Below are 21781 nucleotides of genomic sequence, written 5' to 3' on the forward strand. Positions count from 1 at the left end.
CGGGCTCAGCCCGCCCAGGCATGGCGCACCAGCAGCGCCGACAGGACGAACATGGTGACGCCGACCAGCGCGTCGAGCACCTGCCAAGCCTTCGGCCGGGCGAACCACGGGGCCAGGAAACGCGCGCCAAACCCCAGCAGCCCGAACCAGCACAGGCTGGCGGCACTGGCGCCCGCCACGAACCAGCCGCGCAGCGCAGCCGGCTGCTGGGCGCCGATGCTGCCTACCAGCAGCACGGTATCCAGATAGACATGCGGATTGAGCAGCGTGAAAGCGGCCGCCTGCGCCAGGATCGCGCCTCGGCCAATACGCTTCTCACCCTTCTCACCCTCCGAGGCTTGCAGCCGGTGCGCCTGCCCCGCGCGCCGCAGCGCCCGCCAACCATAGACCGCCAGGAAAACCGCCCCGGCCAGCGCCAGCACACGCGCGAGGCCGGGGCGCTCGCCCAGCGCCTGGGCCATGCCCATGACGCCGGCGGCAATCAGCAAGGCATCCGCGACGGCACAGAGCAGGACCACGCTGCCCACATGCTCCCGGCGCAGGCCCTGACGCAGCACGAACGCGTTCTGCGCGCCGATGGCGACGATCAGGCCGAAGCTCAGGGCCAGGCCCTGCAGGGAGACGGATAGGGCGCCGGAGAGGGAGCCAGACAGGGCGAGCGGAGGGGTAGGCAGTGCGGAAATCATGCGCGCAGCTTGCCTGCACTGGCGAATGTAGACAAACTATCTTTTCTTCATTCGATGTAGTTTCTCTAATCTCATGCTCGATTACGCCGCCTTGTCCGCCTTGGCCGCCGTGGTGCGGGAAGGCAGCTTCGAGCGTGCGGCCCGCGCGCTGCACGTGACGCCATCGGCCATTTCCCAACGCATTCGCCTGCTGGAGGAGCGCGTGGGCTGCGCGCTGGTGATCCGCGACCAGCCCTGCCGGGCCACGGAAACGGGGCGCCGCCTGTGCCAGCACGTGGACCGCGTGCGGATGCTCGAACATGAGTTGCAGGGGACGTTGCCGTCACTCGCGGCGGAGGGCATGGCGCGCGTGGCGCTGCCTGTCGCGGTGAATGCCGACAGTCTGGCCACCTGGGCCGCGCCGGCCATTGCGACCTTCGCCGCGGCACATCCCGTGCTGATGGAGGTGGCGGTGGACGATCAGGACCACACCACCGAATGGCTGCGCAGCGGCGCCGTGCTGGCTGCCGTGACCGCCGCCGCCCGCCCTGCCGCCGGCTGCGAGAGCCGCCCGCTGGGTGCCATGCGCTATCTGGCGGCCGCGAGCCCGGCCTTCGTGCAACGCCATTTCGCCACCGGCGTGGGCGCCGGCAGCCTGGCGCAGGCGCCGAGCCTGGTGTTCAACAACAAGGATGCCCTGCAGGCGAGTTGGGTGCGGCGCCTGTGCCATCGGCATGTGGAACTGCCCCGGCACACGCTCCCGTCGTCGCAGGCATTTGTCACGGCGGCCGTGGCCGGCATGGGCTGGGGCCTGCATCCGCAGAGCCTGATCGCCGGGCATCTCGCAGACGGCTCGCTGGTCGAGCTCGTGCCGGACACCCCGCTGGACGTGCCCCTGCACTGGCACTACGCCCGCGCGGCTTCGGCGTTGGTCGATGGCCTGAGCCGCGAGGTGATGGCCGCCGCCCGGACCGGTCTGCTGCCACCCTGACCGGCCGGCGGCGGCTTTCCGCCGTTACGGCGTGGTCATGCCATCGTCCGCGAACTCGACCCGGTTGCGGCCGCGTTCCTTGCTGCGGTACAGGGCCGCGTCGGCGCGGGCAATCATGCCGTGGATGGTGTCGCCCTGCTGCACGCAGGCCACGCCCAGGCTCGCGGTCATCCGGCCGATCACGGCGAAGTCCTGCCCGGCCACGGCATTGCGCAGGCGGTGGGCAAAGTGCACGGCGTCCTGCAGGGCAGTATCGGCGCAGATCAGCAGGAACTCCTCGCCGCCCCAGCGCCCGAGGGTGTCCGTCGGCCGCTTGACTGCCATGATCAGGTCGGCAATCTCGACCAGCACGCGGTCGCCCACCTGATGGCCGTAGGTGTCGTTGACGGACTTGAAGCGGTCTACGTCGATCAACAGGATCGAGAACGGAATGCCTTCGGCACGGCTGCGCGCCAGTGCCTCGGCCAGTGCGTCGTCCAGGTGCCGCCGGTTGAACACCCCGGTGAGCTGGTCGGTCTTGGAGAGCGCCTCGAGCAGGCGGTTTTTCTCCATCAGCTCCAGTTCCGCCTCCGTGCGCAGGGCGATGATCAGCCGCAGCCGGCGCAGGACCGAGTTGAAGCCGTCGATCACGCTGTCGAACTCGGTGCGGCCCAGCCGGGACAGTTCGTCGAGATGGTCGCCATGACTGGAGGCCAGCTCGAACAGCGCCTCGCGCAGATGTTCGAGCGGCCGGAACACCATCCGCAGGCCGAAGGTCAGCAGCAGGACCAGCGCCACGTCGATGACCGCCACCTCGATGATTCCCTGGATCATCGCCGCGCGCAGGGTCTTCTGCATGGTGTCGCGGGTGAAGTGGACCACGGCCGTGCCGATGGGCTGGCTGCGGCGCACGGGATCGATATCGTCCGGCGGATAGAGCGTGACTTCGGCCAGCACGTCATGCCCGCTGGCCGTGCAGAAGGGGCCGGCCGGGGCGGCGGTCGTCGAGCGGTGCACCGCCGCATACACCTCCTCCCGGTCCGGGGAGAAAACACAGGCCTCGGTGACCTCGGGATGGATCAGCGTGGATTCCAGCTGCGTGCGCAGGTTGCTCACGTTCAGCGCCCAGGTGGGCGCTGCCAGGCTCTGCTTGAGACCGTCCAGCACCTCGCCACGGGTCCGCTCGAAGCGCTGCTCCAGGTCCTGGTGGAGCAACCATTGCCGCTGCGTGGCGAACGCGCCCAGCGTTGTCGTGGTGGCAACGATGAACAGCACGATCATCCGGTTCCGGATCGAACGAACCGGTGGCAACAGTGGCATGGAATGCACAATCCTGAGGGGTCGCGGCGCTGGCTATTGCTCCGCCGCCTGGTCGAACAACTGCCGGAACCTGGCGAGTTCCGGGTGCGATTCCTCGTACTTCTTGCTGAACCCGATGTGCACGGTCTCGGTCTTGATGGTCATCGCCCGCCGGGATTTGTAGCGCATGCGCTCCGGAATGCCCTGCGCTTCCAGCGTGACCAGCGCCTCGTTGATGACCACGGTGGGATTCACCACGCAGTCGATCTCCTGCACCAGCATCTTCTTGACCAGGTCGTGGAACTCATGCCCCTCCACGAGCTGGATCTTGCCCTCCCGCGCCAGCTGGAAAAAGCGCGGGCCGGGGGCCAGGTAGCCGCGCTGGTTGCCGAACTTCAGGCCGGCGAAGTCGTCCGGATAGCGATGGAAGGTACGGCCCTCGATCGAATCCCGGTTGCAGTGCACCGCCACCTCCTCGCTATAGAACGGCCTGGAGTGATTCAGGTACGGCCGCTCCCTGGGCCGGTAGTAGACGCCGAGCACCCCGGCGCTGTTGCCGTTCCTGGCCTCCTCCACCACGCGCGCCCAGGAGGCGAAGCGGATCTGCACCTTGAATTCGGGAATCCGCTTCAGGACCCGGTTGACGTTGTCGATATAGGCACCCTTGGGAATGCCGTTTTCCTCGTAGGACTGGGGCCGCTGGCCGGCCTCCGAGTACAGGACGATGGTGGTCTGCGCCTGGGCAGGCACGGCCGCCCAGAACACGCAGGCTGCGAAGAGAATCCGGCACGGGCGAAAGAGGTGCATGCGGTCAGGTGTCGCTCAGGACGGTCCGGTTGACGCCCGCTGGGGACACGAGGGGCTTACACGCCAGTACAACGGCATTCTCCCGTATTTGTTGACAGCGGTGCGGCCCCCTCACAAGGGGTATTGCTTCCCGGAAGCCCTAGACCTTCATCAGCATCCGGCACACGGCGGCCAGGCCGAGCAGGTTCGGATCGCGCTCCCGGCGGCGCAGGAAACTCAGGCCGATGGACTGCTTCATGCCGTATTCGGCCGTCAGGGGCACAAAGGCGACATTCTTCGCAAACACGTCCCGCACGCGCCCGGGCAGCAGGGAATAGCCGATGCCGCCGCCCACGAGGTTCATCAGCGAGAAGATGTCCCCGACCTTCATCACCACATTGGGCGTGAAATCGGCGATGCGGAACGCCTCCATGAAACCGCTCGAGGTGACAAAGCCCTCGCCCAGCGACACGAACGGCTCATCCCGGCACACCCGCAGGTCGATCTCGGGCAGGCTGGCGTAGTGGGAGTCGGCCGGGGCGGCGAAGAAGATGTCGTCCTCGAACATCGGAATCGACTCGATTTCGGCATCGGGTTCGGGCAGGGCCATCAGCGTGGCGTCGATGGAACCCTGGCGCAGCTTCTGGAGCAGGTCCGCATTGGAGCCGAGCACGAGTTCGGTCTGCAGCTCCGGCCGGCGCATCTTGATGCCGATCACCACTTGCGGCACGGTCTTGATGGTCAGCGAATAGAGCGAGCCGATCTTGAGCTGGTCGGCGGAGTAGCCGGCGGCCTCGCGCGTGACGCGGATGCCGTCGGACATCGTCTTGAGCACGTCTCGCGCCACATCGGCCAGCACGTGCGCGGCCTCTGTCGGCAACAGGTTGCGGCCTTCGTGGCGGAACAGCGCGCAGCGCATGCCGTCCTCCAGCGAATGGAGCGCCCGGTGCACGCTCACCGGGCTGATATCGAGCGCCTCCGCGGCCTTGGCAAGGTTGCCGGTCTCCATGAAGGCCAGCAGGGCCTCGAGCTTGCGGAACGTGATCTCTTCACTGATGCGCAGGGGCATGGCGGCGGGGGCGACGAAAGGGTCAGCGGGTCAGGGACGGCACCATGATACGCCGCCCGCCGCGCGCTATTCGAGGGCGGTGCCCTTGGCCTGCGGCGCGTCAGTGGCCCCGGCCGGCACTTCTGCTGGCGGCTCAGCCTGCCCTTCTGTCGGCGCCGGCGGCTCGACCTCGTCCTTCGGCACGTAGGATGGATCGCGCGCCCAGCGGTTCAGGTCCTTGGCCAGCGCCACCGCGCTGCGGTTCAGGATCGAACAGGTGCCCTTGAACCCGCCCCAGAAGCCGCCGATGGACCAGCGGTTCAGCTTGACGTGGCGCGCCACCTTGCCGCCTTCGATCAGCTCGGCGTTCACCGGAATGGCCTTCGGGCCGGTCCAGGCGCCGCCGCCCACGCCCAGCACATGCGTGATCTGGAGCCGCATCACCTGGGCCTCGCCGGCCTCCGCGCCGGCGGCCAGCTTGCCGTCACCACCCTTGTTGCGGCGGCGCAGGACGTCCGACACGCGCGTGGCCAGCATCGACTCGATCTGGCATTCCTCGCGAACCTTGTCCACCACGCCGGCGCCTGGCGCGTAGGTGACGGGGGTTTCCAGCAGGACTTGAGTATTGGCGCCGAAGGCAGGCGCGCACAGCAGCGCGCCCAGGGATACTGCGCACAGGGATTTGGAAAGCATTCGGAACGAGACTGAGGATGGATCGCGAGCCGAAGGGTATCAGCGCGCCGGCCGCCACGCCTCAGGGGTTAGTGGGGTGTCGGCACGGCGCAACGGGGAGCGGCGAGCGGGGGAGCGGGGGCGGCAAGCGCCCCCGCAGCGCTACATCTCGTCGTGCGTGCCCAGCGCCTTGTTGATCCGCAGCGCCACGAGCGTGCCGACGGCGCCGGACAGCAGATACAGGCTCACCGCCGCCAGCCCGAACAGCGACGACAGCCCCAGCGCCACCAGCGGGGCGAAGGCCGCGCCGAACAGCCAGCCGAAGTCCGTGGTCAGCGCGGCGCCCGTGTAGCGGTAGCGGCGGTCGAAATTGGACGTCACCACGCCCGCCGCCTGCCCGTAGGAGAGCCCCAGCAGCGCAAAGCCGACCAGGATGAACACGTCCTGCCCGGTCTGCCCGCCGTCGAGCAGCCATGGGGCGAACAGGCTGAAGATGCCGATCAGCACCGCCATCGCGGCCAGCGTGGTGCGGCGGCCGACGCGGTCCGCGATCCAGCCCGACAACAGCGTGCCGATGAAGGCGATGAAGCCGCCCACGATCTGGATCGCCAGCATGTCCGTCACGCCCTGCGCCTTGTGCAGGATCACCCAGGACAGCGGAAACACCGTCACGAGGTGGAACAGCGCATAGCTCGCCAGCGCCGCGAAGGCGCCGAGGAAGATGTTGAAGCCCTGCGCGTTCACCATCTGCAACGTGCTGATCGGCTCCAGCTCGCCTTCGTCGAGCAGTTGGGTGTATTCGTGCGTCACCACCAGCCGCAGCCGCGCAAACAGCGCCACCACGTTGATGGCGAAGGCGACGAAGAACGGATAGCGCCAGCCCCAGTCGATGAATTCGGCCGGCGTCAGGCTCGCGTAGAGGAACAGGAACAGCGCGCCGGCAATGATGAAGCCCGTGGGCGCGCCCAGCTGCCCCACCATCGCGTACCAGCCGCGCTTGTGCGGAGGCGAGTTGATGGCCAGCAGCGACGGCAGGCCGTCCCACGAGCCGCCGAAGGCAATGCCCTGCAGGAAGCGGAACAGCGCGAGCAGGTAGATGGCTGTGCTGCCGAGAGTGGCGTACGACGGCAGGAAGGCGATGCCCACCGTCGCCGTGCCAAGCAGGAACAGCGAGCCTGTCAGCTTGACACCGCGTCCCCATCGGCGCTGAATGCGCATGAACAGCGCCGTGCCAAACGGCCGCCCGATGAACGCGAAGGAAAAGATCGTGAAGCTGTAGAGCAGCCCGGCCAGTTCACTGGAGAAGGGGAAGAAGACCGATGGGAAGACCAGCACCGAGGCGATGCCGTAGACAAAGAAGTCGAAGTACTCCGACGCGCGGCCGATCACGACGCCGGTGGCGATTTCGGCGGGAGCCACCTGATGGTGACCTTCCGCCGGAGGTGCAGTCGGCGACGCGCGGTGCTGATGGGTCAGGCTGGCCATCCTTGAGATCTCCTTCGCGAGCGAGAGGCATGTCAAACTGCACTCAAAGTCATCCACTGACAAGAATAGCGCCTAAACTGCCTTAGGAAATCGAAAAGATGATTGCGTCGAGCGGCGCTCGACGTTCCTCAAACGCCACTTCCGCAACCATGCGACCCTTCGATTCTGCGGCTCGGCCGCTCAAAGTGACGGGAAGACTGCTTTTGCGTGTTGGTGCGTTCGGCCTGCTGGCCGCGCTCGCCGGTTGCAACGCAGTGCTTTTATCGCCATCTGGCGAGTTGGCCGTGCGCCAGCGCGATCTCATCATCATCGCCACCCTGCTGATGCTGCTGATCATCGTTCCGGTGATCATCCTGACCTTGCTGTTCGCCTGGCGGTACCGGGAGAACGCCAACAATCCCCACTACAACCCTGACTGGGACCACTCCACGGTACTGGAGCTGGCGATCTGGGCCGCGCCGCTGCTGATCATCATCGCGCTGGGCGCCGTCACCTGGGTGAGTACCCACCAGCTCGACCCCTACCGCCCCCTCACCTTCATCGACGACAAACGCGCCGTCACGCCCGACACCAAGCCGCTGGTCGTGGAAGTGGTGGCGATGGACTGGAAATGGCTGTTCCTCTACCCCGAGCAGGGCATCGCCACGGTCAACGAGATGGCCGCGCCGGTGGACCGGCCCATCGCGTTCAAGATCACGGCCACCTCGGTGATGAACACCTTCTTCGTGCCCTCGCTGGCGGGCATGGTCTATGCAATGCCCGGCATGGAGACCAAGCTGCACGCCGTCATCAACAAGGCCGGCGTCTATGATGGTCTCTCCGCCAACTACAGCGGCGAGGGCTTCGCCCATATGCGCTTCAAGTTCCACGGGCTGTCAGACGGCGATTTCGACAAATGGGTGCAGCAGGTGAAATCGGGCGGCACCGCGCTCTCCAAGGATGCCTACGTGAAGCTGGCCGAGCCGAGCGAGCGCGTGCCGGTGCAGCGCTATGCGAGCGTGGAGCCCGACCTGTACAAGCAGATTCTGAACCGCTGCGTGCTAGGGGGAACCTGCATGGCGGACACGATGGCGCTGGACCGCAGCCGCGGCAAGTTCGACCCGTCCACCTACGTCTGCACGGCAGGCAATACGGCAGGCGGCGCGGCGGGCGAGGCGTCCATGTTCGCCTCGGACCCCGCACTGAACGACGGCAGGCGCTTGCTGCGGTAGACGAACCGCCGCCGGACTCGTAATCTTTCGCCAATACTCATCGGCCTGCTGGCCCAGGTGACACAACATGCCCGAGCGTTCCGATCTCGCTTCGCCGATCTTTGGCCGCCTCTCCTGGGAGGCCATTCCGCTCCATGAACCGATCCTGCTGGCGACGTTCGCCGTCGTGGCGATCGGGGGCCTTGCCCTCGTCGGCGCGCTGACCTACTACCGGGTCTGGGGCTACCTGTGGCGCGAGTGGTTCACCAGCATCGACCACAAGAAGATCGGCATCATGTACGTGATCCTGGGCATCGTGATGCTGCTGCGCGGCTTTGCCGACGCGATCATGATGCGGATACAGCAGGCCGTCGCGTTCGGCGACAACCTCGGCTACCTGCCGCCCCATCACTACGACCAGATCTTCACCGCCCACGGCGTGATCATGATCTTCTTCGTGGCGATGCCGCTGGTCACCGGGTTGATGAACTTCGTCGTCCCGCTGCAGATTGGCGCGCGCGACGTGGCGTTCCCGTTCCTGAACAACTTCAGCTTCTGGATGACCGTGGGCGGCGCCGTGCTGGTGATGATGTCGCTGTTCGTGGGCGAATTCGCGCGCACCGGCTGGCTGGCCTATCCACCGCTATCCGGCATCCTGCACAGTCCGGACGTGGGCGTGGACTACTACATATGGTCCCTGGAGGTGGCCGGGGTCGGCACATTGTTATCGGGGATCAACCTGCTCGTCACCATCGTCAAGATGCGCGCGCCGGGCATGACGCTGATGCGCATGCCAATCTTCACCTGGACCTCCCTGTGCACCAACGTGCTGATCATTGCCGCGTTCCCGGTGCTCACCGCCGCCATCACCATGCTGGCGCTGGACCGCTATGTCGGCACCAACTTCTTCACGGCGGACCAGGGCGGCAGCGCCATGATGTACGTGAACCTGATCTGGATCTGGGGCCACCCCGAGGTCTACATCCTGGTCCTGCCCGTGTTCGGCGTGTATTCGGAAGTAGTGGCCACTTTCTCGCGCAAGCGGCTGTTCGGCTACGCGTCGATGGTGTACGCCACCGTGGTGATTACGGTGCTCTCCTACCTGGTGTGGCTGCACCACTTCTTCACGATGGGGTCGGGCGCCAGCGTCAACTCGTTCTTCGGGATCACGACGATGATCATCTCGATCCCGACCGGCGCCAAGATCTTCAACTGGCTGTTCACGATGTACCACGGACGCATCAAGTTCGAGGTGCCGATGCTGTGGACCATCGGCTTCATGGTCACCTTCGTGATCGGCGGCATGACCGGCGTGCTGCTGGCGGTGCCGCCCGCCGACTTCCTGCTCCACAACAGCCTGTTCCTGATCGCCCACTTCCACAACGTGATCATCGGCGGCGTGCTGTTCGGGCTGATGGCCGGCATCAGCTACTGGTTCCCGAAGGCGTTCGGCTACAAGCTCGACCCGTTCTGGGGCAAGTGCTCGTTCTGGTTCTGGCTGGTCGGGTTCTACGTGGCGTTCATGCCGCTGTACTGGCTGGGCTTCCTCGGCGTGACGCGCCGCATGAACCATTTCGACGATCCCTCGCTGCAGCCGTGGTTCCAGATCGCCGCGCTGGGCGCGCTGCTGATCGCCCTCGGCATCGGCTGCTTCATCATCCAGCTGGTGGTCAGCTTCATGCGCCGCGAGCAGCTGCGCGACACCACCGGCGACCCCTGGAACGGCCGCACGCTCGAATGGTCCACCTCGTCACCGCCGCCGCAGTACAACTTCGCGTTCACGCCGATGGTGCACGACGCCGACGCCTGGTGGCAGATGAAACAGCTGGGCTACCAGCGCCCCGAGCAGGGCTTCATCCCCATCCACATGCCGAAGAACACCGCCGCCGGGATCGTGCTGGCGGGCCTGAGCACCCTGTGCGGCTTCGCTCTGATCTGGCACATCTGGTGGCTCGTGGTGGTGTCCTTCGCGGCGACGATCATCGCCGCCATCGTCCATACCTTCAACTACAAGCGCGATTACTACATTCCGGCCGATGACGTGGTCCGGACCGAGGCCTCGCGCACCCAACTGCTCGCCTCCCATGGTTGAATCGACGATGCCCCTCTCGCACGGCGCCCCGGGCACCCACCCGGCCGCGCCGCTCGACAACAACTACCAGTTCTACGTCAAGGAAGAGGTTCACGCGGAGAACGGCACGCTGCTCGGGTTCTGGCTCTACCTGATGAGCGACTGCCTGATCTTCGCCTGCCTGTTTGCCTGCTATGGCGTGCTGGGGCGGGAATACGCCGGCGGCCCCACCGGGGCGGAGCTGTTCGAGCTGCCGCTGGTGGCGCTCAACACCACGTTCCTGCTGTTGTCGTCCATCACCTACGGCTTCGCCATGCTCCAGATGCAGGTGCGGCGCAAGGCCGGCACGCTGATCTGGCTGGCCATTACCGGCGTGTTCGGCCTGGCCTTCCTGTTCGTGGAGCTCTACGAGTTCGCGCACCTGATCCATGAAGGCGCCGGGCCGCAGCGCAGCGCCTTCCTGACATCGTTCTTCGCGCTGGTGGGCACGCACGGGCTGCACGTGACGTTCGGCATCATCTGGCTGGTCGTGCTGATGTTCCAGGTGAGCCGGCACGGGCTGATCACGGCCAACAAGCGCCGCCTGATGTGCCTGTCGATGTTCTGGCACTTTCTGGACGTCGTGTGGATCGGCGTCTTTACCTTCGTCTATCTGATGGGAACGCTGCAATGAGCGTGCACGACAACACCCTCGGCGGCCACGCAGACGCGCATGGCCATGACCACGAAGAAGACATCGGGCCGCACGCCACGCTGGGCGGCTACCTGACCGGCTTCGTGCTGTCGGTCTTCCTGACCGCGATTCCGTTCTGGCTGGTAATGGGCGACGTGTTCGACAAGACCTCGACCACGGCTGCAGTGATCCTGCTGCTTGGCGCGGTGCAGATCGTCGTCCACATGATTTTCTTCCTGCACATGAACGCACGTTCGGAAGGCGGCTGGAACATGCTGTCCCTGATCTTCACGCTGGTGCTCGTGGTCATCACGCTTGCCGGCTCGCTCTGGGTGATGTTCCACCTGAACAGCAACATGATGCCGTCGATGCAGCATTCGGAGAAGCTGCCGGGCCCGGGCGGCATCACGCCGCCCAGGGCCCCTTGATACGCTTTTGATACCCGGGCTGCCGCTCAGGCGGCCACTTGGGCAGCCACTTAGGCGGCCAGGCGGAAGGTAGACACCGCTTCCTTCAGGCGCTGGGCCTGCTCCTCGAGCGAGCCCGCCGCCGCCGCGGCCTGCTCCACGAGCGCCGCGTTCTGCTGCGTCACGGTGTCCATCTGCGTGACCGCCAGGTTCACCTGCTCGATGCCGGCGCTCTGCTCGGCCGAGGCCGCGCTGATTTCCCCCATGATGTCCGTCACGCGCTTCACGGCGCTGACGATCTGCTCCATGGTCTCGCCGGCACGCGCCACCAGTTGCGAGCCGCGCTCCACCCGATCCGCCGAATCGCCGATCAGCGACTTGATCTCCTTGGCCGCCGTGGCCGAGCGCTGGGCCAGGCTGCGCACCTCGCCCGCCACCACCGCGAAGCCGCGGCCCTGCTCGCCCGCACGGGCCGCTTCCACCGCCGCGTTCAGCGCCAGGATGTTGGTCTGGAAGGCGATGCCCTCGATGACCGAGATGATGTCCACCACCTTGCGCGAGGACACGTTGATCTCGTCCATCGTATGGACCACCTGCCCCACCACGTCACCGCCCTGCGTGGCCACTTCCGACGCATTCACGGCCAGCGCGCTGGCCTGCTTGGCGCTGTCGGCGTTCTGGCGGACGATGCTGGTCAGCTCCTCCATGCTGGAGGCCGTTTCCTGGAGCGACGACGCCTGTTCCTCGGTACGCTGCGATAGGTCCGTGTTGCCGGCGGCGATCTGGCTCGTGCCCGTGGCAATCGCCTCGGTGCCGTAGCGCACTTCGGTGACGATGCCGAGGATGTTGTCGTTCATCTCGCGCAGCGCCTCGAGCAGCTGGCCGGTCTCGTCCCGGCTGTCCACCTCGATCTGGCTGGTCAGGTCGCCCGCCGCCACGGTGCGCGCAAAGCCCACCGCACGGTGCAGCGGCCGCGTAATGCCGATGGTCAGCCACCACGCAAACGCCACGCCGATACCCAGCGCCACCACGCCCAGCGTGATCAGGCCGTTACGCGCGCTGCGGTAGATGCTGTTGATTTCCGCCGCCGTGGTGTCGATGGAGGCGCGCTGGATGTCCAGCAGCTTCTGGATCTCGGCCAGGTAGGCATCGCCAGCCGGCACGAACTCGGCCTCGAGCACCTTGTTCGCCTCTTCGGTCAGCTCGTCCTTCTTGAGCTTGGTGATCTTGTCGCGCGAGTCGTTGTACGGGTTGCGCACGACGAGAATGCGCTGGAACGCGGCCTTCTCGGCCTCGGAGGTCAGCATCGGATCGAGCTTCTCGCGCAGCTTGGCGATCGCATCGGTCGAATACTTGGTCTCGGCCGCGAAGAAGGTGCCGAGCGAGGGGTCGGCGCTGCGCGCCACGGCGGTCGTGCGGCGCACGCTCGCGTACATCAGCCGGTACCAGTCACTGACCAGCCGTTCCTTGGCCAGCGGCTGCTGCATCATTTCGTGCGTACGGCCGGCCACTTCCTGGAGGCGCAGCACGCCCACCACGGTCATGAGGGTGGATAGCATCAAGACCACGCCAAAGCCAATGCCAAGGCGAACACCAATACCAAGATTCTTCATTTCTTCTACCTGATTGCACACTGGTGGGTGACCGTGCGCGCCCGCATGGCGCCCGGCCGCTCTCTCTCCGGTGCCCCGTCGCGCGAATGGTCGCAAGACCGGACATTGGATGACCTAACGGCATCGGGTAGCAGAAACTTGAGAAATTTCTCAGGGAAAACGCGCATTGCGGACATTGTTCGCCCGTGGGCCGGCGGCCTCCCGCATGGCGGAACGCAGCGCGGCTTCGTCTTCCATCATTCCAGGCCCGTTGCGGGCAGGATGTGCGTCCGGCGCGGGTTGCCGGCCGAAGGCAGTTCGATCGCCACGCCGCCGCCGCTGTCGGCACCATGACCGGTCAGCGCCGATATCACAACCTGATGCGTGACCATCAGATAGGGCCCGCCGCGCGGGTCCAGACCATCGATCAGGCGGGAGAGCTTCTCGGTCTGGGCGGTCCGTGCGGCGGGGTCCGCCTCGAAGAACGAGTTGAGCAGCGGCTGCACCTGGACCGGGCCCAGGTTCATCAGCCGCGCGGTGTCCTGGCAGCGGCACCACGCACTGCTATATATATGGGTCGGACGAACGCCGGCGGCGCGAAAGCCTGCGCCAAGCCTTGCCGCCTGGCGGCGACCCCGTTCGTCAAGGTTGCGCTGCGTGCCGCAATCGCCAAGACGGAGATGCTTCGGATCGCCCACGCCCGGCGCGCTGGCGTGGCGCAGCACCACCACCACGTTGGGATGTCGCAACGCCTCCAGCGGTATCGGCTCGGATTGCGCCATCGCGGCCGCGCCACACCATCCGGACGCCACCAACGACAGCGTGCTGACAAGCGGAATACGGAACATGGCGGCCTCCCTGGCAATGCGCCCCATCCACGATAGGACACCTGCGGCCACGCTGCCCGGGAGCTAGCGCGGCTGGGCAGCGGCCGAGGTCCGGCTGAAGGCGTACGGCACCAGCGCCAGCCCCACCAGCACGGCCGCCGTGAGAAAAATCGCCCCGTAGGAATCGGCTTCCGGCCATTGGCGCGTGTGACCGACGTTGGCGATCAGCCCGAAGCCCCACGAGGTCAGCGCGGAACCGAGGAAGACGAAGGTATTGAGCACGCCCAGCCCGCGCCCGCGCGACGGCGCCGGGATCAGCGCGCGGCCCTGCGCCATGACCAGCGGATGCAACATGCCGATGGTCGACAGCAGCGCCATCAGGCCCACGCCGGACACTATCCCGCTGTCCGGCCAGCCCCACAGCAGCAGCCCGCCCACCATCGACAGGGTGCCCCAACCGAAGATGGTCGCCTTCAGGGACGTGCCGCGCACCAGCACCGGCAGCAGGAAGGCGGTCAGGAAGCCCGCCAGGCTCAACAGCGTCAGCGCCACGCCGCGCGTGCCGGCGTTCAGATGATAGACATCGGCCAGATACGGGCCGCTCCAGGCGTTCCGGAACGCCGTGCCGGCGGCCATCGCCACGCACATCGGAATCAGCAGCCAGAGCGAGCCCATGCCGAGCAGCCGCGCGCTGTCGGTCAGCATCGCACCCATCGGTACATTGCGCGCCTCGGCGTGGCCCTCGTCGCGCACCACGCGCCAGACGCCATAGCAGACGGCTGCCATGAAGATTGCCGATGCCGCCATCGCCGGCCGCCAGCCCACGTGCTGCGAGGCCCAGCCCAGCGGGGCCGTGGCGCACAGCGCGCCAACCATGCCCAGCGCATTGGAGCGGCTGACCACACGCATGTACTGCCTTTCCGAGAGTTGCTCGGACGCGTAATGGAGCAGACCCATGAAGACCGGCGCGCAGGCCAGGCCCAGACCCATCTGGGCGAGCATGGCCACCGTGGCGCTGGGCGCCGCCGCGAAGGCGATGCCGGATACGGCGCCAACGCCGAGCAGCCATGCCGTGGGACGGCCCACCCCGTAACGGTCGAACGCCAGCCCCACCGGAATCTGCGCCACCGCGAAAGCCAGGAAGAAACACGACGACAAGGCCCCGTAGCCCGCCGGCGATAGTTGAAAGTCGTGCTGGAGTTCAGGCGCGATCACCGCGAGGCAGCTGCGATAGAACTGGCTCAGGATAAAGGCGAACGTGAGAAACGTGATGCCGCGCCGGGCCGTGGCGTCGGGCGTCGTGCTGGGGCTTTCCTCGGGGAAAGTCGAAATATGAGGGCGTTGCAACGCGATGACTCGTGGCTGTCGGGGGAGCAGCCGGCCATTTTACGCGCGCGGTTCGCTCGGTATTCGCAGGAATGCAATAAATCGTGCGAATTACGGCACGCCATTCCGCCTGGCGAAACCTGGAGGGCAGCCTAAGGCCTTGGCGCCCAGAACATCAGCGGGCCGAGCGGCCGCCGTAGAACGTTCCCGTGCGCGGATTGGAGATGTGGTACGCCTGGCTGATGGCCCAGCGTTGCGCGGCCAGAAAGGCTTCCGGCTCGCGTTGTGTCCAGGCGCTGACCATCAGCGGCGAGGCGTCTTCCTCGGTATTGGGGTAGACAGCCGCCCGGTGCACCGCCGCCCTGTCGGGCGATCCGGGAATCGTCGTGGTTCGAATCGTGACTTGCATCAACGCAGTTCCTAGAGCCCAGATGCCGAAAATTATGCGCGGATCGGCGTGACATTGCCATGACCACGTGATGACAGCCACGCGCACATGTATGGTGCGCGTCCCATTGGGAGAGACTGCCGCGCCGGCACTGGCTTTGCGGGCGGTGTGGCGCCATGTTGACGTGGCGCGCGCGCCACGCTGCCGCCCTGGCGACGCGATCCGGGCGGTCTGGCGGCCCCGCGCGGGCGGCTACAATGCGCCTGCGCCACCTCTCCGGCCCGCCCAAACCGCCCAACGCGCCCAATCCGCCTTCACCGTCCTATATCGTTTTATGCCAATTCCTGACCGGGTTTTCCTGCTCGGCCCGCTGCTGAAGGGGGTGTCCCGCTCGTTCTACCTGACGCTGCGCATCCTGCCCGCCGGCATGCGCGACCCCGTGGGGCTCGCCTACCTGCTGGCCCGCGCGGCGGACACCATCGCCGATACGGCGCTGATTCCCCCGCCGCAGCGGCTGGCGCTGCTGCTGGCGCTGCGCGCCCGCGTGAACGGTGCCGATGACGGGGGCGAGCTGGTCCGCCGACTGGCCGCCGAGGTCGCCAGCCAGCAAACCCTGTCGGACGAAAAGGTGCTGCTGGAGTCGATCGGCCCGGCCCTCGACGTGCTCGACCAGCTGCCCGACGCCGACCGCACCGCCGTGCGCGGCATCGTGACCACCCTGACCGAGGGCATGGAACTCGACCTGCGCACCTTCCCGGACGAAGGCTCCGGGCAGGTGGCGGCATTGCCCGCCATGGCCGATCTCGACCGCTATACCTATCTGGTGGCCGGCTGCGTGGGCGAATTCTGGACCACGATGACGGTCCGGCATCAGCCGGGCACGCTGCCGGCGCCGGCCGACCTGATGCTGCGCCGCGGCGTGCGCTTCGGCAAGGCCTTGCAGATGGTCAACGTGCTGCGCGACTGCGGCAAGGACCTGCGCATTGGCCGGTGCTACCTGCCGACCGAGCTGCTGGACCGGCATGGGCTGTCGCCGCAGGACCTGCTGGACCCGGCCAACAGCCACCGCGCCCGGCCGATGCTGGCGGAGGGCGTGCGCGTGGCGCTCGACCATTTCCGCGAAGCCATCGCCTACACGCTGGCCATCCCCCGCACCGCCGTGCGGCTGCGGCTGGCCTGCATCTGGCCGATCCTGATCGGACTGGAAACGCTGCTGTTGCTGGTGGACAACGACGCCTGGCTCGACCCGGCGCGTGTCTCCAAGGTCCAGCGCGGCAAGGTCTACCGGGTGCTGGCGGGCAGCCTCCCGTGCGTCATGGTCGATACCGCGCTGCGGGGCTGGATGGAAGGGCTGGTAGCGCGCATCGAGGCCCGGCTGGCCTGAGGACAACCGGGTCCCAAAAACAAACGGCCCGCGCAAGGCGGGCCGTTTGCTTTGGCGAGCGAGTCGTTACTTCGCGGCCTCGACCGGCGCCTTCTTGGGCGCCTTGGTCTTCTTCGTCTTGCTCTTGCTGTCGGTCAGCGCCGATGCCGTGCTTTGCTTGGCGCCCTGGGTGTACGGGTCGAACTTGTCGCCCGCGCGGGCGGTGTCCGGCACGTAGCCGTCCTTGTTGGTCGCACGGGCCGGATCGGGCACGTAGCCGTCCTTGTTCGTGGTCCGCATGTTGTAGTCGTAGCGGTCGGCGGGGTTCGCCGGGCCTGCCGCGAGCACGACGCCCGGAACCAACGTTGCAATAGCCAATACCATGGTGATGGACTTCATCGATGCCTCCTGACGGGATGTAAAAGATCGCGCGTCCAGGACGCACGTGCCAAGCGTAAGCCTAGCCCGATGGGCGCCAAAGCGCCATGGCATTCGCACGTGAATTGTTGTAAAGCACTGGAGCGGTGCACCAACGGCGCGCACGCCCCGCGCTTCACGCCCTTATTGCGCCGTCCAGCCACCGTCCGCCGCCCAGGCCGCCCCGCGCACCTCGTCGCCGAGGGGCGAGCACAGCATCGTCACGATCCCGCCCAGTTGGCGCGGCGTGACGAACTGCCCGGACGGCTGCTTGTCCGCCAGCAGCCGGGCCTGCGCCGCCTCGGTCGAGATGCCGTCCCGCGCCGCGATGTCCGCGATCTGCTGCGCCACCAGCGGCGTCAGTACGAATCCCGGGCAGATCGCATTGCACGTGACACCGGTACCGGCCGTCTCGAGCGCCGTGACCTTGGTCAGGCCCACCAGCCCGTGCTTGGCCGCCACGTAGGCCGACTTGCCCGCCGAGCCCACCAGCCCGTGCACGGACGCGATATTGACGATGCGGCCCCAGTTCCGGGCGCGCATGCCGGGCAGCGCGTGGCGGATCGTATGGAAGCTCGAGGTCAGGTTGATGGCGAGGATGTCATCCCACTTCTCCACCGGGAACGCCTCCACCGGCGCCACGTGCTGGATGCCGGCGTTGTTCACCAGCACGTCCACGCCGCCAAAACGCGCCTGCGCCGCGGCGACCATCGCCGCGATCTCGTCGGGCTTGCGCATGTCCGCCGGATGGTGGATCGCCTGCACGCCAGTCGCCGTGAGGCTGGCCAGCGCCGCGTCCACATCGCCAAAGCCGTTCAGTACGATATTGGCGCCAGCCTCGGCCAGCGCCTGGGCGATGCCCAGGCCGATGCCGCTGGTGGAGCCGGTCACCAGGGCGGTCTTGCCTTGCAGATGGGTGGAATGGTTCAGATTGCTCATGATGGCTTCCGGGGGTCAGACCAGGCCGGTCAGGTAAAACGCGGCGATGACGAAGAACACCGCCAGCGTCTTGATCACGGTGATGGCGAAAATGTCGCGGTACGACTCGCGGTGCGTGAGCCCCGTGACCGCCAGCAGCGTGATCACCGCGCCGTTGTGCGGCAGCGTGTCCATGCCGCCGCTGGCCATCGACACCACCCGGTGCAGCACTTCCAGCGGAATCTGGGCGGCCTGCGCGCCCTGGATGAACGTGTCGGACATCGCGGCCAGCGCAATGCTCATGCCGCCCGAGGCGGAACCGGTGATGCCGGCCAGCGTGCTGACGGACACCGCCGCGTTGACCAGCGGATTGGGAATGCTGCGCAGCGCGTCGCTGACCACGAGGAAGCCGGGCAACGCGGCGATGACGCCGCCGAAGCCGTACTCGGACGCCGTGTTCATCGAGGCGAGCAGCGCGCCGCCGACTGCGCCCTTCGTGCCTTCGGCAAAGCGATCGCGCACGGCGTCGAACGCGGTGACGAGCACCACCACGATGCCCAGCAGCAGCGCAGCCTCCACCGCCCAGATCGCCGTCACGCTGGCGATCTTGGTCTCGATCGGCTTGGCCAGCCCCGGCAAGGAGACGCTATTGGCCTCGCCATACCAGAGCGGGATCATCCGCGTCAGCCAGAAATTCGACACACCCACCACGATCAGCGGCAGGATGGCCAGCCACGGCGGCGGCAGCTTGCCGCCTTCCACGCGTTGCGGCTCGTTACGCAGGTTGGTGCCGTAGCCCTCGCCGCGCGCGGCGGCCGAGCGGCGGCGCCATTCCAGGTAGCTCAGGCCCACCGCGACAATGAACAGCGAGCCGATCACGCCCAGCACCGGCGCGGCCCACGCCGTGGTCTTGAAAAAGTTGCTCGGGATGATGTTCTGGATCTGCGGCGTGCCCGGCAGGGAGTCCATCGTGAACGAAAACGCGCCCAGCGCGATCGCCCCCGGCATCAGCCGCTTCGGAATATTGCTCTGGCGATAGAGTTCGGCGGCGAACGGGTAGACGGCGAAGACCACCACGAACAGCGACACGCCGCCATAGGTCAGCAGCGCGCAGACCGTCACGATCACCGCGTTGGCCCGCGAGCGGCCGATATAGCGGATGGCCGCGGCGACGATGGACTCGGAGAAGCCGGACAGCTCGACCACCTTGCCGAACACCGCGCCGAGCAGGAACACCGGGAAATAGAGCTTCACGAACCCGACCATCTTCTCCATGAAGATGCCCGAGAACACCGGCGCCACGGCGGACGGCTCGGTCAACAGCACGGCGCCAAGCGCCGCCAGCGGTGCAAACAGGATGACGCTGTAGCCGCGATAGGCGGCAAACATCAGGAACGCCAGGGCGGCGATCACCACGACAAAAGACATGAGGTCTCCAGAATTTGTTCTTGAACCGACGCTGCTGACCGGCCATGGGGGACCGTCGCGCGCGGATTACCCCTGGCTTGTCAGGCATCGGGGGCGGCAGGAGTGTGCAGGATGTGTGCCATACATCATATGCGGTCAATACATCACTTATGGGCGTATTTATCTCGATTCGTGGATTCCTGCGTGCGATCGAGGCATGCAAATCTCGCTTGTGAGACACTCGCCGTCTCCCCATCGAGACAACGAGATCGGCAGCATGCAGAAAATAGCGGAGCCGGGCGGTGCCCTGCTGCTGGACTACGACTACGTGGCGCGTCGCGCCATGGCCTCGCTGTTCCGCACGTTCGAGAATTTCAGCGAAGGCACATTCGTGGTGGACGACCACGCGCGCGTGGTCTGGATCAACAAGCGCTACGCGGCGCGCTTCGGGTTTTCGAACCCGCAGGAAGCCATCGGCCGCGACTGCGAGCAGGTGATTCCCAACAGCCTGATGCGCGAGGTGGTGACCACCGGCAAGCCCATCCTGCTGGACATCCTCGAGACCGACAGTGACACGATGATCGTCACCCGCCTGCCGATCAAGGACGACGACGGGCGCACGATCGGCGCGGTGGGCTTCGCGCTGTTCGACGAACTGAAGTCCTTGACGCCGTTGTTCGCCCATTACTCGCGCGTGCAGGCCGAACTGGCCGCCGCGCGCCGCTCGCTCGACCAGGCCCGCCGCGCCAAGTACACCTTCGCCAGCTTCATCGGCACCAGCCCGGCGGCGCAGGAGGTCAAGCGCCAGGCCCGGCGCGCCGCGCGGGTGGAGTCGCCGGTGCTGCTGCTCGGCGAGACGGGCACTGGCAAGGAGCTGCTCGCGCATGGCATCCACGCCGGCTCGACGCGTGCCGAGCAGCCCCTTGTCACCGTGAACGTGGCGGCCATCCCCGAGACACTGCTGGAAGTGGAGTTCTTCGGCGCGGCACCGGGTGCCTACACGGGCGTGGACCGCAAGGGCCGCGTCGGCAAGTTCGAACTGGCGAACGGCGGCACGCTGCTGCTCGACGAGGTGGGGGACATGCCGCTGTTGCTCCAGAGCAAGCTGCTGCGGGCATTGCAGGACAAGGAGTTCGAGCCGCTCGGCTCCAACCGCATCGTGCGCGCCGATGTGCGCATCATCGCGGCCACCTCGGCCGACCTGCCCGCACTGGTGGCGGCGGGCAAGTTCCGCGCGGACCTCTATTACCGGCTCAATGTCCTGACGATCGAACTGCCGCCGCTGCGCGAGCGCCGGGCCGACCTGTTGCTGCTGGCCAACGCGATCATCGAGGAACTGTGTATCAAGGCCGATCGCAACCCGCCTGGCCTGCGCCAGGACGCCTTGCAACTGCTTGGGGAATATGACTGGCCCGGCAACGTGCGCGAGCTGCACAACGTGCTGGAGCGCGTGGTCATGCTGTGCGACGAGGATTCGATCGACGCGGCCACGCTGGCGCCGCTGCTGGACCGCCGTTTGCCGGCGGCCTTGGTGCCGGCAAGCCTGGAAGCACCCGCCGCGGTGGCAGAGGTGTCGACAGTCGCGCCGACAGACACGCCTGCATACACGCCTGCAAACGCGCCGACGGCGCCGGCATTGCCCGAGCCTCCACCGCAAACCTACGCGGCGGCGATGGCCGGCTTCGAGGCCGTCTTCCTGCAACAGGCGCTGGACGCCTGCGGCGGCCGCGTGGCCGATGCCGCCGCCCGCATCGGCATCAGCCGCGCCGCGTTCTACAAGAAGCTCGCGGCGCTGAAACCGGCTCCGACGACCTGATCAGCCGCCGATACCGAGCAGTTCCACTTCGAAGTTCAGGGTGGCGTTCGGCGGAATCGTACCCGGCACGCCGCGCGCACCGTAGGCGCTGGCCGACGGGCAGGTCAGCTTGGCCTTGCCGCCCACCTGCATCTTCTGCACGCCTTCCGTCCAGCACGGAATCACGCGATTCAGCGGGAACGAGATCGGCTGGCCGCGCTTGTACGAGCTGTCGAACTCCGTGCCATCGGTCAGCGTGCCCCGGTAGTGGACCTTGACGGTGTCGGAGGCCTTGGGCGAAGCGCCCGTGCCCTTGGTCACGTGCTGGATCACCACGCCGGACGGCAGCGTCTCGGAAGCCGGAGCGGCGGCCTGGGCAGCGCCTGCGCCAGCGAGCGTGACGGCGGCAAGAATCAGGGAAAGAGTCTTCATGGGAATCTGTCGTGTCAGTGTGTTTGGAAATTGGCGCCGGCAGCGCGCGA

General features: G+C 66.8%; 21 protein-coding genes. 7 read left to right on the forward strand and 14 right to left on the reverse strand.

Going from position 1 to position 21781, the window contains the following annotated elements:
* Positions 1-5: 5 nt before the first annotated feature.
* Complete coding sequence (locus AB4120_RS15395) at positions 6-686, reverse strand: LysE/ArgO family amino acid transporter (protein WP_149138403.1); 681 nt, start codon at positions 684-686, stop codon at positions 6-8.
* Positions 687-759: 73 nt separating this feature from the next.
* Between AB4120_RS15395 and AB4120_RS15400 the strand changes: the two genes are divergently transcribed.
* On the forward strand, positions 760-1656 hold the full coding sequence (locus AB4120_RS15400; protein WP_441642548.1) for a LysR family transcriptional regulator ArgP: 897 nt from the start codon (positions 760-762) through the stop codon (positions 1654-1656).
* 24 nt (positions 1657-1680) lie between these two features.
* On the opposite strand, the gene AB4120_RS15405 is transcribed toward AB4120_RS15400, so the two are convergent.
* The 5 genes from AB4120_RS15405 to AB4120_RS15425 form a co-directional block, all read right to left on the reverse strand.
* Positions 1681-2955: a GGDEF domain-containing protein gene (locus AB4120_RS15405; protein ID WP_149138405.1), complete on the reverse strand. Its 1275-nt coding sequence runs from the start codon at positions 2953-2955 to the stop codon at positions 1681-1683.
* 33 nt (positions 2956-2988) lie between these two features.
* Entirely contained in the window at positions 2989-3741 is a 753-nt protein-coding gene (locus tag AB4120_RS15410; protein ID WP_149138406.1) for a substrate-binding periplasmic protein, read from the reverse strand.
* Between the two features lie 139 nt (positions 3742-3880).
* Positions 3881-4789 (reverse strand): LysR family transcriptional regulator, encoded by a 909-nt coding sequence (locus AB4120_RS15415; protein WP_149138407.1) that lies wholly within the window; start codon positions 4787-4789, stop codon positions 3881-3883.
* A gap of 66 nt (positions 4790-4855) precedes the next feature.
* The gene (locus AB4120_RS15420) at positions 4856-5461 is read right to left on the reverse strand and encodes a hypothetical protein (RefSeq protein WP_187645199.1); all 606 of its coding nucleotides are present in this window, start codon (positions 5459-5461) and stop codon (positions 4856-4858) included.
* Positions 5462-5602: 141 nt separating this feature from the next.
* Positions 5603-6925, reverse strand: coding sequence for an MFS transporter (locus tag AB4120_RS15425; protein WP_149138408.1), 1323 nt, complete (start codon positions 6923-6925; stop codon positions 5603-5605).
* 149 nt (positions 6926-7074) lie between these two features.
* Here AB4120_RS15425 and cyoA point away from each other — a divergent pair, with 149 nt between their 5' ends.
* The 4 genes from cyoA (at position 7075) to cyoD (ending at position 11287) form a co-directional block, all read left to right on the forward strand.
* A complete protein-coding gene (gene cyoA, locus AB4120_RS15430; RefSeq protein ID WP_149138409.1) occupies positions 7075-8136 on the forward strand; it encodes a ubiquinol oxidase subunit II in 1062 nt (353 codons plus the stop codon).
* Positions 8137-8203: 67 nt separating this feature from the next.
* Positions 8204-10207, forward strand: coding sequence for a cytochrome o ubiquinol oxidase subunit I (gene cyoB, locus AB4120_RS15435; RefSeq protein WP_441642549.1), 2004 nt, complete (start codon positions 8204-8206; stop codon positions 10205-10207).
* Complete coding sequence (gene cyoC, locus AB4120_RS15440) at positions 10200-10859, forward strand: cytochrome o ubiquinol oxidase subunit III (RefSeq protein ID WP_149138410.1); 660 nt, start codon at positions 10200-10202, stop codon at positions 10857-10859. Before cyoB ends, cyoC begins: the two co-directional genes overlap by 8 nt.
* Entirely contained in the window at positions 10856-11287 is a 432-nt protein-coding gene (gene cyoD / locus AB4120_RS15445; protein WP_149138411.1) for a cytochrome o ubiquinol oxidase subunit IV, read from the forward strand. Before cyoC ends, cyoD begins: the two co-directional genes overlap by 4 nt.
* 50 nt (positions 11288-11337) lie before the next feature.
* On the opposite strand, the gene AB4120_RS15450 is transcribed toward cyoD, so the two are convergent.
* From AB4120_RS15450 to AB4120_RS15465, 4 genes are all read right to left on the reverse strand, one after another.
* A complete protein-coding gene (locus AB4120_RS15450) occupies positions 11338-12879 on the reverse strand; it encodes a methyl-accepting chemotaxis protein (protein WP_149138412.1) in 1542 nt (513 codons plus the stop codon).
* A gap of 236 nt (positions 12880-13115) precedes the next feature.
* Positions 13116-13706 carry a histidine phosphatase family protein gene (locus tag AB4120_RS15455; protein ID WP_149138413.1) on the reverse strand — a complete coding sequence of 197 codons (591 nt, stop codon included), beginning with the start codon at positions 13704-13706 and terminating at the stop codon, positions 13116-13118.
* A 63-nt stretch (positions 13707-13769) separates the two neighbouring features.
* Positions 13770-15038, reverse strand: a complete 1269-nt coding sequence (locus AB4120_RS15460) for an MFS transporter (RefSeq protein WP_392388558.1) — start codon at positions 15036-15038, stop codon at positions 13770-13772.
* 148 nt (positions 15039-15186) lie between these two features.
* Complete coding sequence (locus tag AB4120_RS15465) at positions 15187-15420, reverse strand: CDP-diacylglycerol pyrophosphatase (protein ID WP_092293765.1); 234 nt, start codon at positions 15418-15420, stop codon at positions 15187-15189.
* Positions 15421-15733: 313 nt separating this feature from the next.
* Between AB4120_RS15465 and AB4120_RS15470 the strand changes: the two genes are divergently transcribed.
* Positions 15734-16783: a squalene/phytoene synthase family protein gene (locus tag AB4120_RS15470; RefSeq protein ID WP_149138414.1), complete on the forward strand. Its 1050-nt coding sequence runs from the start codon at positions 15734-15736 to the stop codon at positions 16781-16783.
* Between the two features lie 66 nt (positions 16784-16849).
* Here AB4120_RS15470 and AB4120_RS15475 read toward each other — a convergent pair whose 3' ends face one another.
* The 3 genes from AB4120_RS15475 to AB4120_RS15485 all read right to left on the reverse strand — a co-directional run bounded on the left by AB4120_RS15475 (position 16850) and on the right by AB4120_RS15485 (position 19525).
* On the reverse strand, positions 16850-17161 hold the full coding sequence (locus AB4120_RS15475; protein ID WP_149138415.1) for a hypothetical protein: 312 nt from the start codon (positions 17159-17161) through the stop codon (positions 16850-16852).
* A 162-nt stretch (positions 17162-17323) separates the two neighbouring features.
* A complete protein-coding gene (locus AB4120_RS15480) occupies positions 17324-18118 on the reverse strand; it encodes a 3-hydroxybutyrate dehydrogenase (protein WP_149138416.1) in 795 nt (264 codons plus the stop codon).
* 15 nt (positions 18119-18133) lie between these two features.
* Positions 18134-19525, reverse strand: a complete 1392-nt coding sequence (locus tag AB4120_RS15485; RefSeq protein WP_149138417.1) for a GntP family permease — start codon at positions 19523-19525, stop codon at positions 18134-18136.
* Positions 19526-19781: 256 nt separating this feature from the next.
* Here AB4120_RS15485 and AB4120_RS15490 point away from each other — a divergent pair, with 256 nt between their 5' ends.
* Entirely contained in the window at positions 19782-21320 is a 1539-nt protein-coding gene (locus AB4120_RS15490; RefSeq protein ID WP_149138418.1) for a sigma 54-interacting transcriptional regulator, read from the forward strand.
* Here AB4120_RS15490 and AB4120_RS15495 read toward each other — a convergent pair whose 3' ends face one another.
* Complete coding sequence (locus AB4120_RS15495; RefSeq protein WP_149138419.1) at positions 21321-21731, reverse strand: FKBP-type peptidyl-prolyl cis-trans isomerase; 411 nt, start codon at positions 21729-21731, stop codon at positions 21321-21323.
* Positions 21732-21781 lie beyond the last annotated feature (50 nt).

The organism is Cupriavidus sp. 2KB_3, from assembly GCF_052115685.1.
In the GTDB taxonomy this organism is placed as follows: Bacteria; Pseudomonadota; Gammaproteobacteria; order Burkholderiales; family Burkholderiaceae; genus Cupriavidus; species Cupriavidus campinensis.

Bases quoted from the DNA above. Each gene is read 5' to 3' on its own strand.
- AB4120_RS15395 (WP_149138403.1), bottom strand. From the start codon at position 686: ATGATTTCCGCACTGCCTACCCCTCCGCTCGCCCTGTCTGGCTCCCTC.
- AB4120_RS15400 (WP_441642548.1), top strand. From the start codon at position 760: ATGCTCGATTACGCCGCCTTGTCCGCCTTGGCCGCCGTGGTGCGGGAA.
- AB4120_RS15405 (WP_149138405.1), bottom strand. From the start codon at position 2,955: ATGCCACTGTTGCCACCGGTTCGTTCGATCCGGAACCGGATGATCGTG.
- AB4120_RS15410 (WP_149138406.1), bottom strand. From the start codon at position 3,741: ATGCACCTCTTTCGCCCGTGCCGGATTCTCTTCGCAGCCTGCGTGTTC.
- AB4120_RS15415 (WP_149138407.1), bottom strand. From the start codon at position 4,789: ATGCCCCTGCGCATCAGTGAAGAGATCACGTTCCGCAAGCTCGAGGCC.
- AB4120_RS15420 (WP_187645199.1), bottom strand. From the start codon at position 5,461: ATGCTTTCCAAATCCCTGTGCGCAGTATCCCTGGGCGCGCTGCTGTGC.
- AB4120_RS15425 (WP_149138408.1), bottom strand. From the start codon at position 6,925: ATGGCCAGCCTGACCCATCAGCACCGCGCGTCGCCGACTGCACCTCCG.
- cyoA (WP_149138409.1), top strand. From the start codon at position 7,075: ATGCGACCCTTCGATTCTGCGGCTCGGCCGCTCAAAGTGACGGGAAGA.
- cyoB (WP_441642549.1), top strand. From the start codon at position 8,204: ATGCCCGAGCGTTCCGATCTCGCTTCGCCGATCTTTGGCCGCCTCTCC.
- cyoC (WP_149138410.1), top strand. From the start codon at position 10,200: ATGGTTGAATCGACGATGCCCCTCTCGCACGGCGCCCCGGGCACCCAC.
- cyoD (WP_149138411.1), top strand. From the start codon at position 10,856: ATGAGCGTGCACGACAACACCCTCGGCGGCCACGCAGACGCGCATGGC.
- AB4120_RS15450 (WP_149138412.1), bottom strand. From the start codon at position 12,879: ATGAAGAATCTTGGTATTGGTGTTCGCCTTGGCATTGGCTTTGGCGTG.
- AB4120_RS15455 (WP_149138413.1), bottom strand. From the start codon at position 13,706: ATGTTCCGTATTCCGCTTGTCAGCACGCTGTCGTTGGTGGCGTCCGGA.
- AB4120_RS15465 (WP_092293765.1), bottom strand. From the start codon at position 15,420: ATGCAAGTCACGATTCGAACCACGACGATTCCCGGATCGCCCGACAGG.
- AB4120_RS15470 (WP_149138414.1), top strand. From the start codon at position 15,734: ATGCCAATTCCTGACCGGGTTTTCCTGCTCGGCCCGCTGCTGAAGGGG.
- AB4120_RS15475 (WP_149138415.1), bottom strand. From the start codon at position 17,161: ATGAAGTCCATCACCATGGTATTGGCTATTGCAACGTTGGTTCCGGGC.
- AB4120_RS15480 (WP_149138416.1), bottom strand. From the start codon at position 18,118: ATGAGCAATCTGAACCATTCCACCCATCTGCAAGGCAAGACCGCCCTG.
- AB4120_RS15485 (WP_149138417.1), bottom strand. From the start codon at position 19,525: ATGTCTTTTGTCGTGGTGATCGCCGCCCTGGCGTTCCTGATGTTTGCC.
- AB4120_RS15490 (WP_149138418.1), top strand. From the start codon at position 19,782: ATGCAGAAAATAGCGGAGCCGGGCGGTGCCCTGCTGCTGGACTACGAC.
- AB4120_RS15495 (WP_149138419.1), bottom strand. From the start codon at position 21,731: ATGAAGACTCTTTCCCTGATTCTTGCCGCCGTCACGCTCGCTGGCGCA.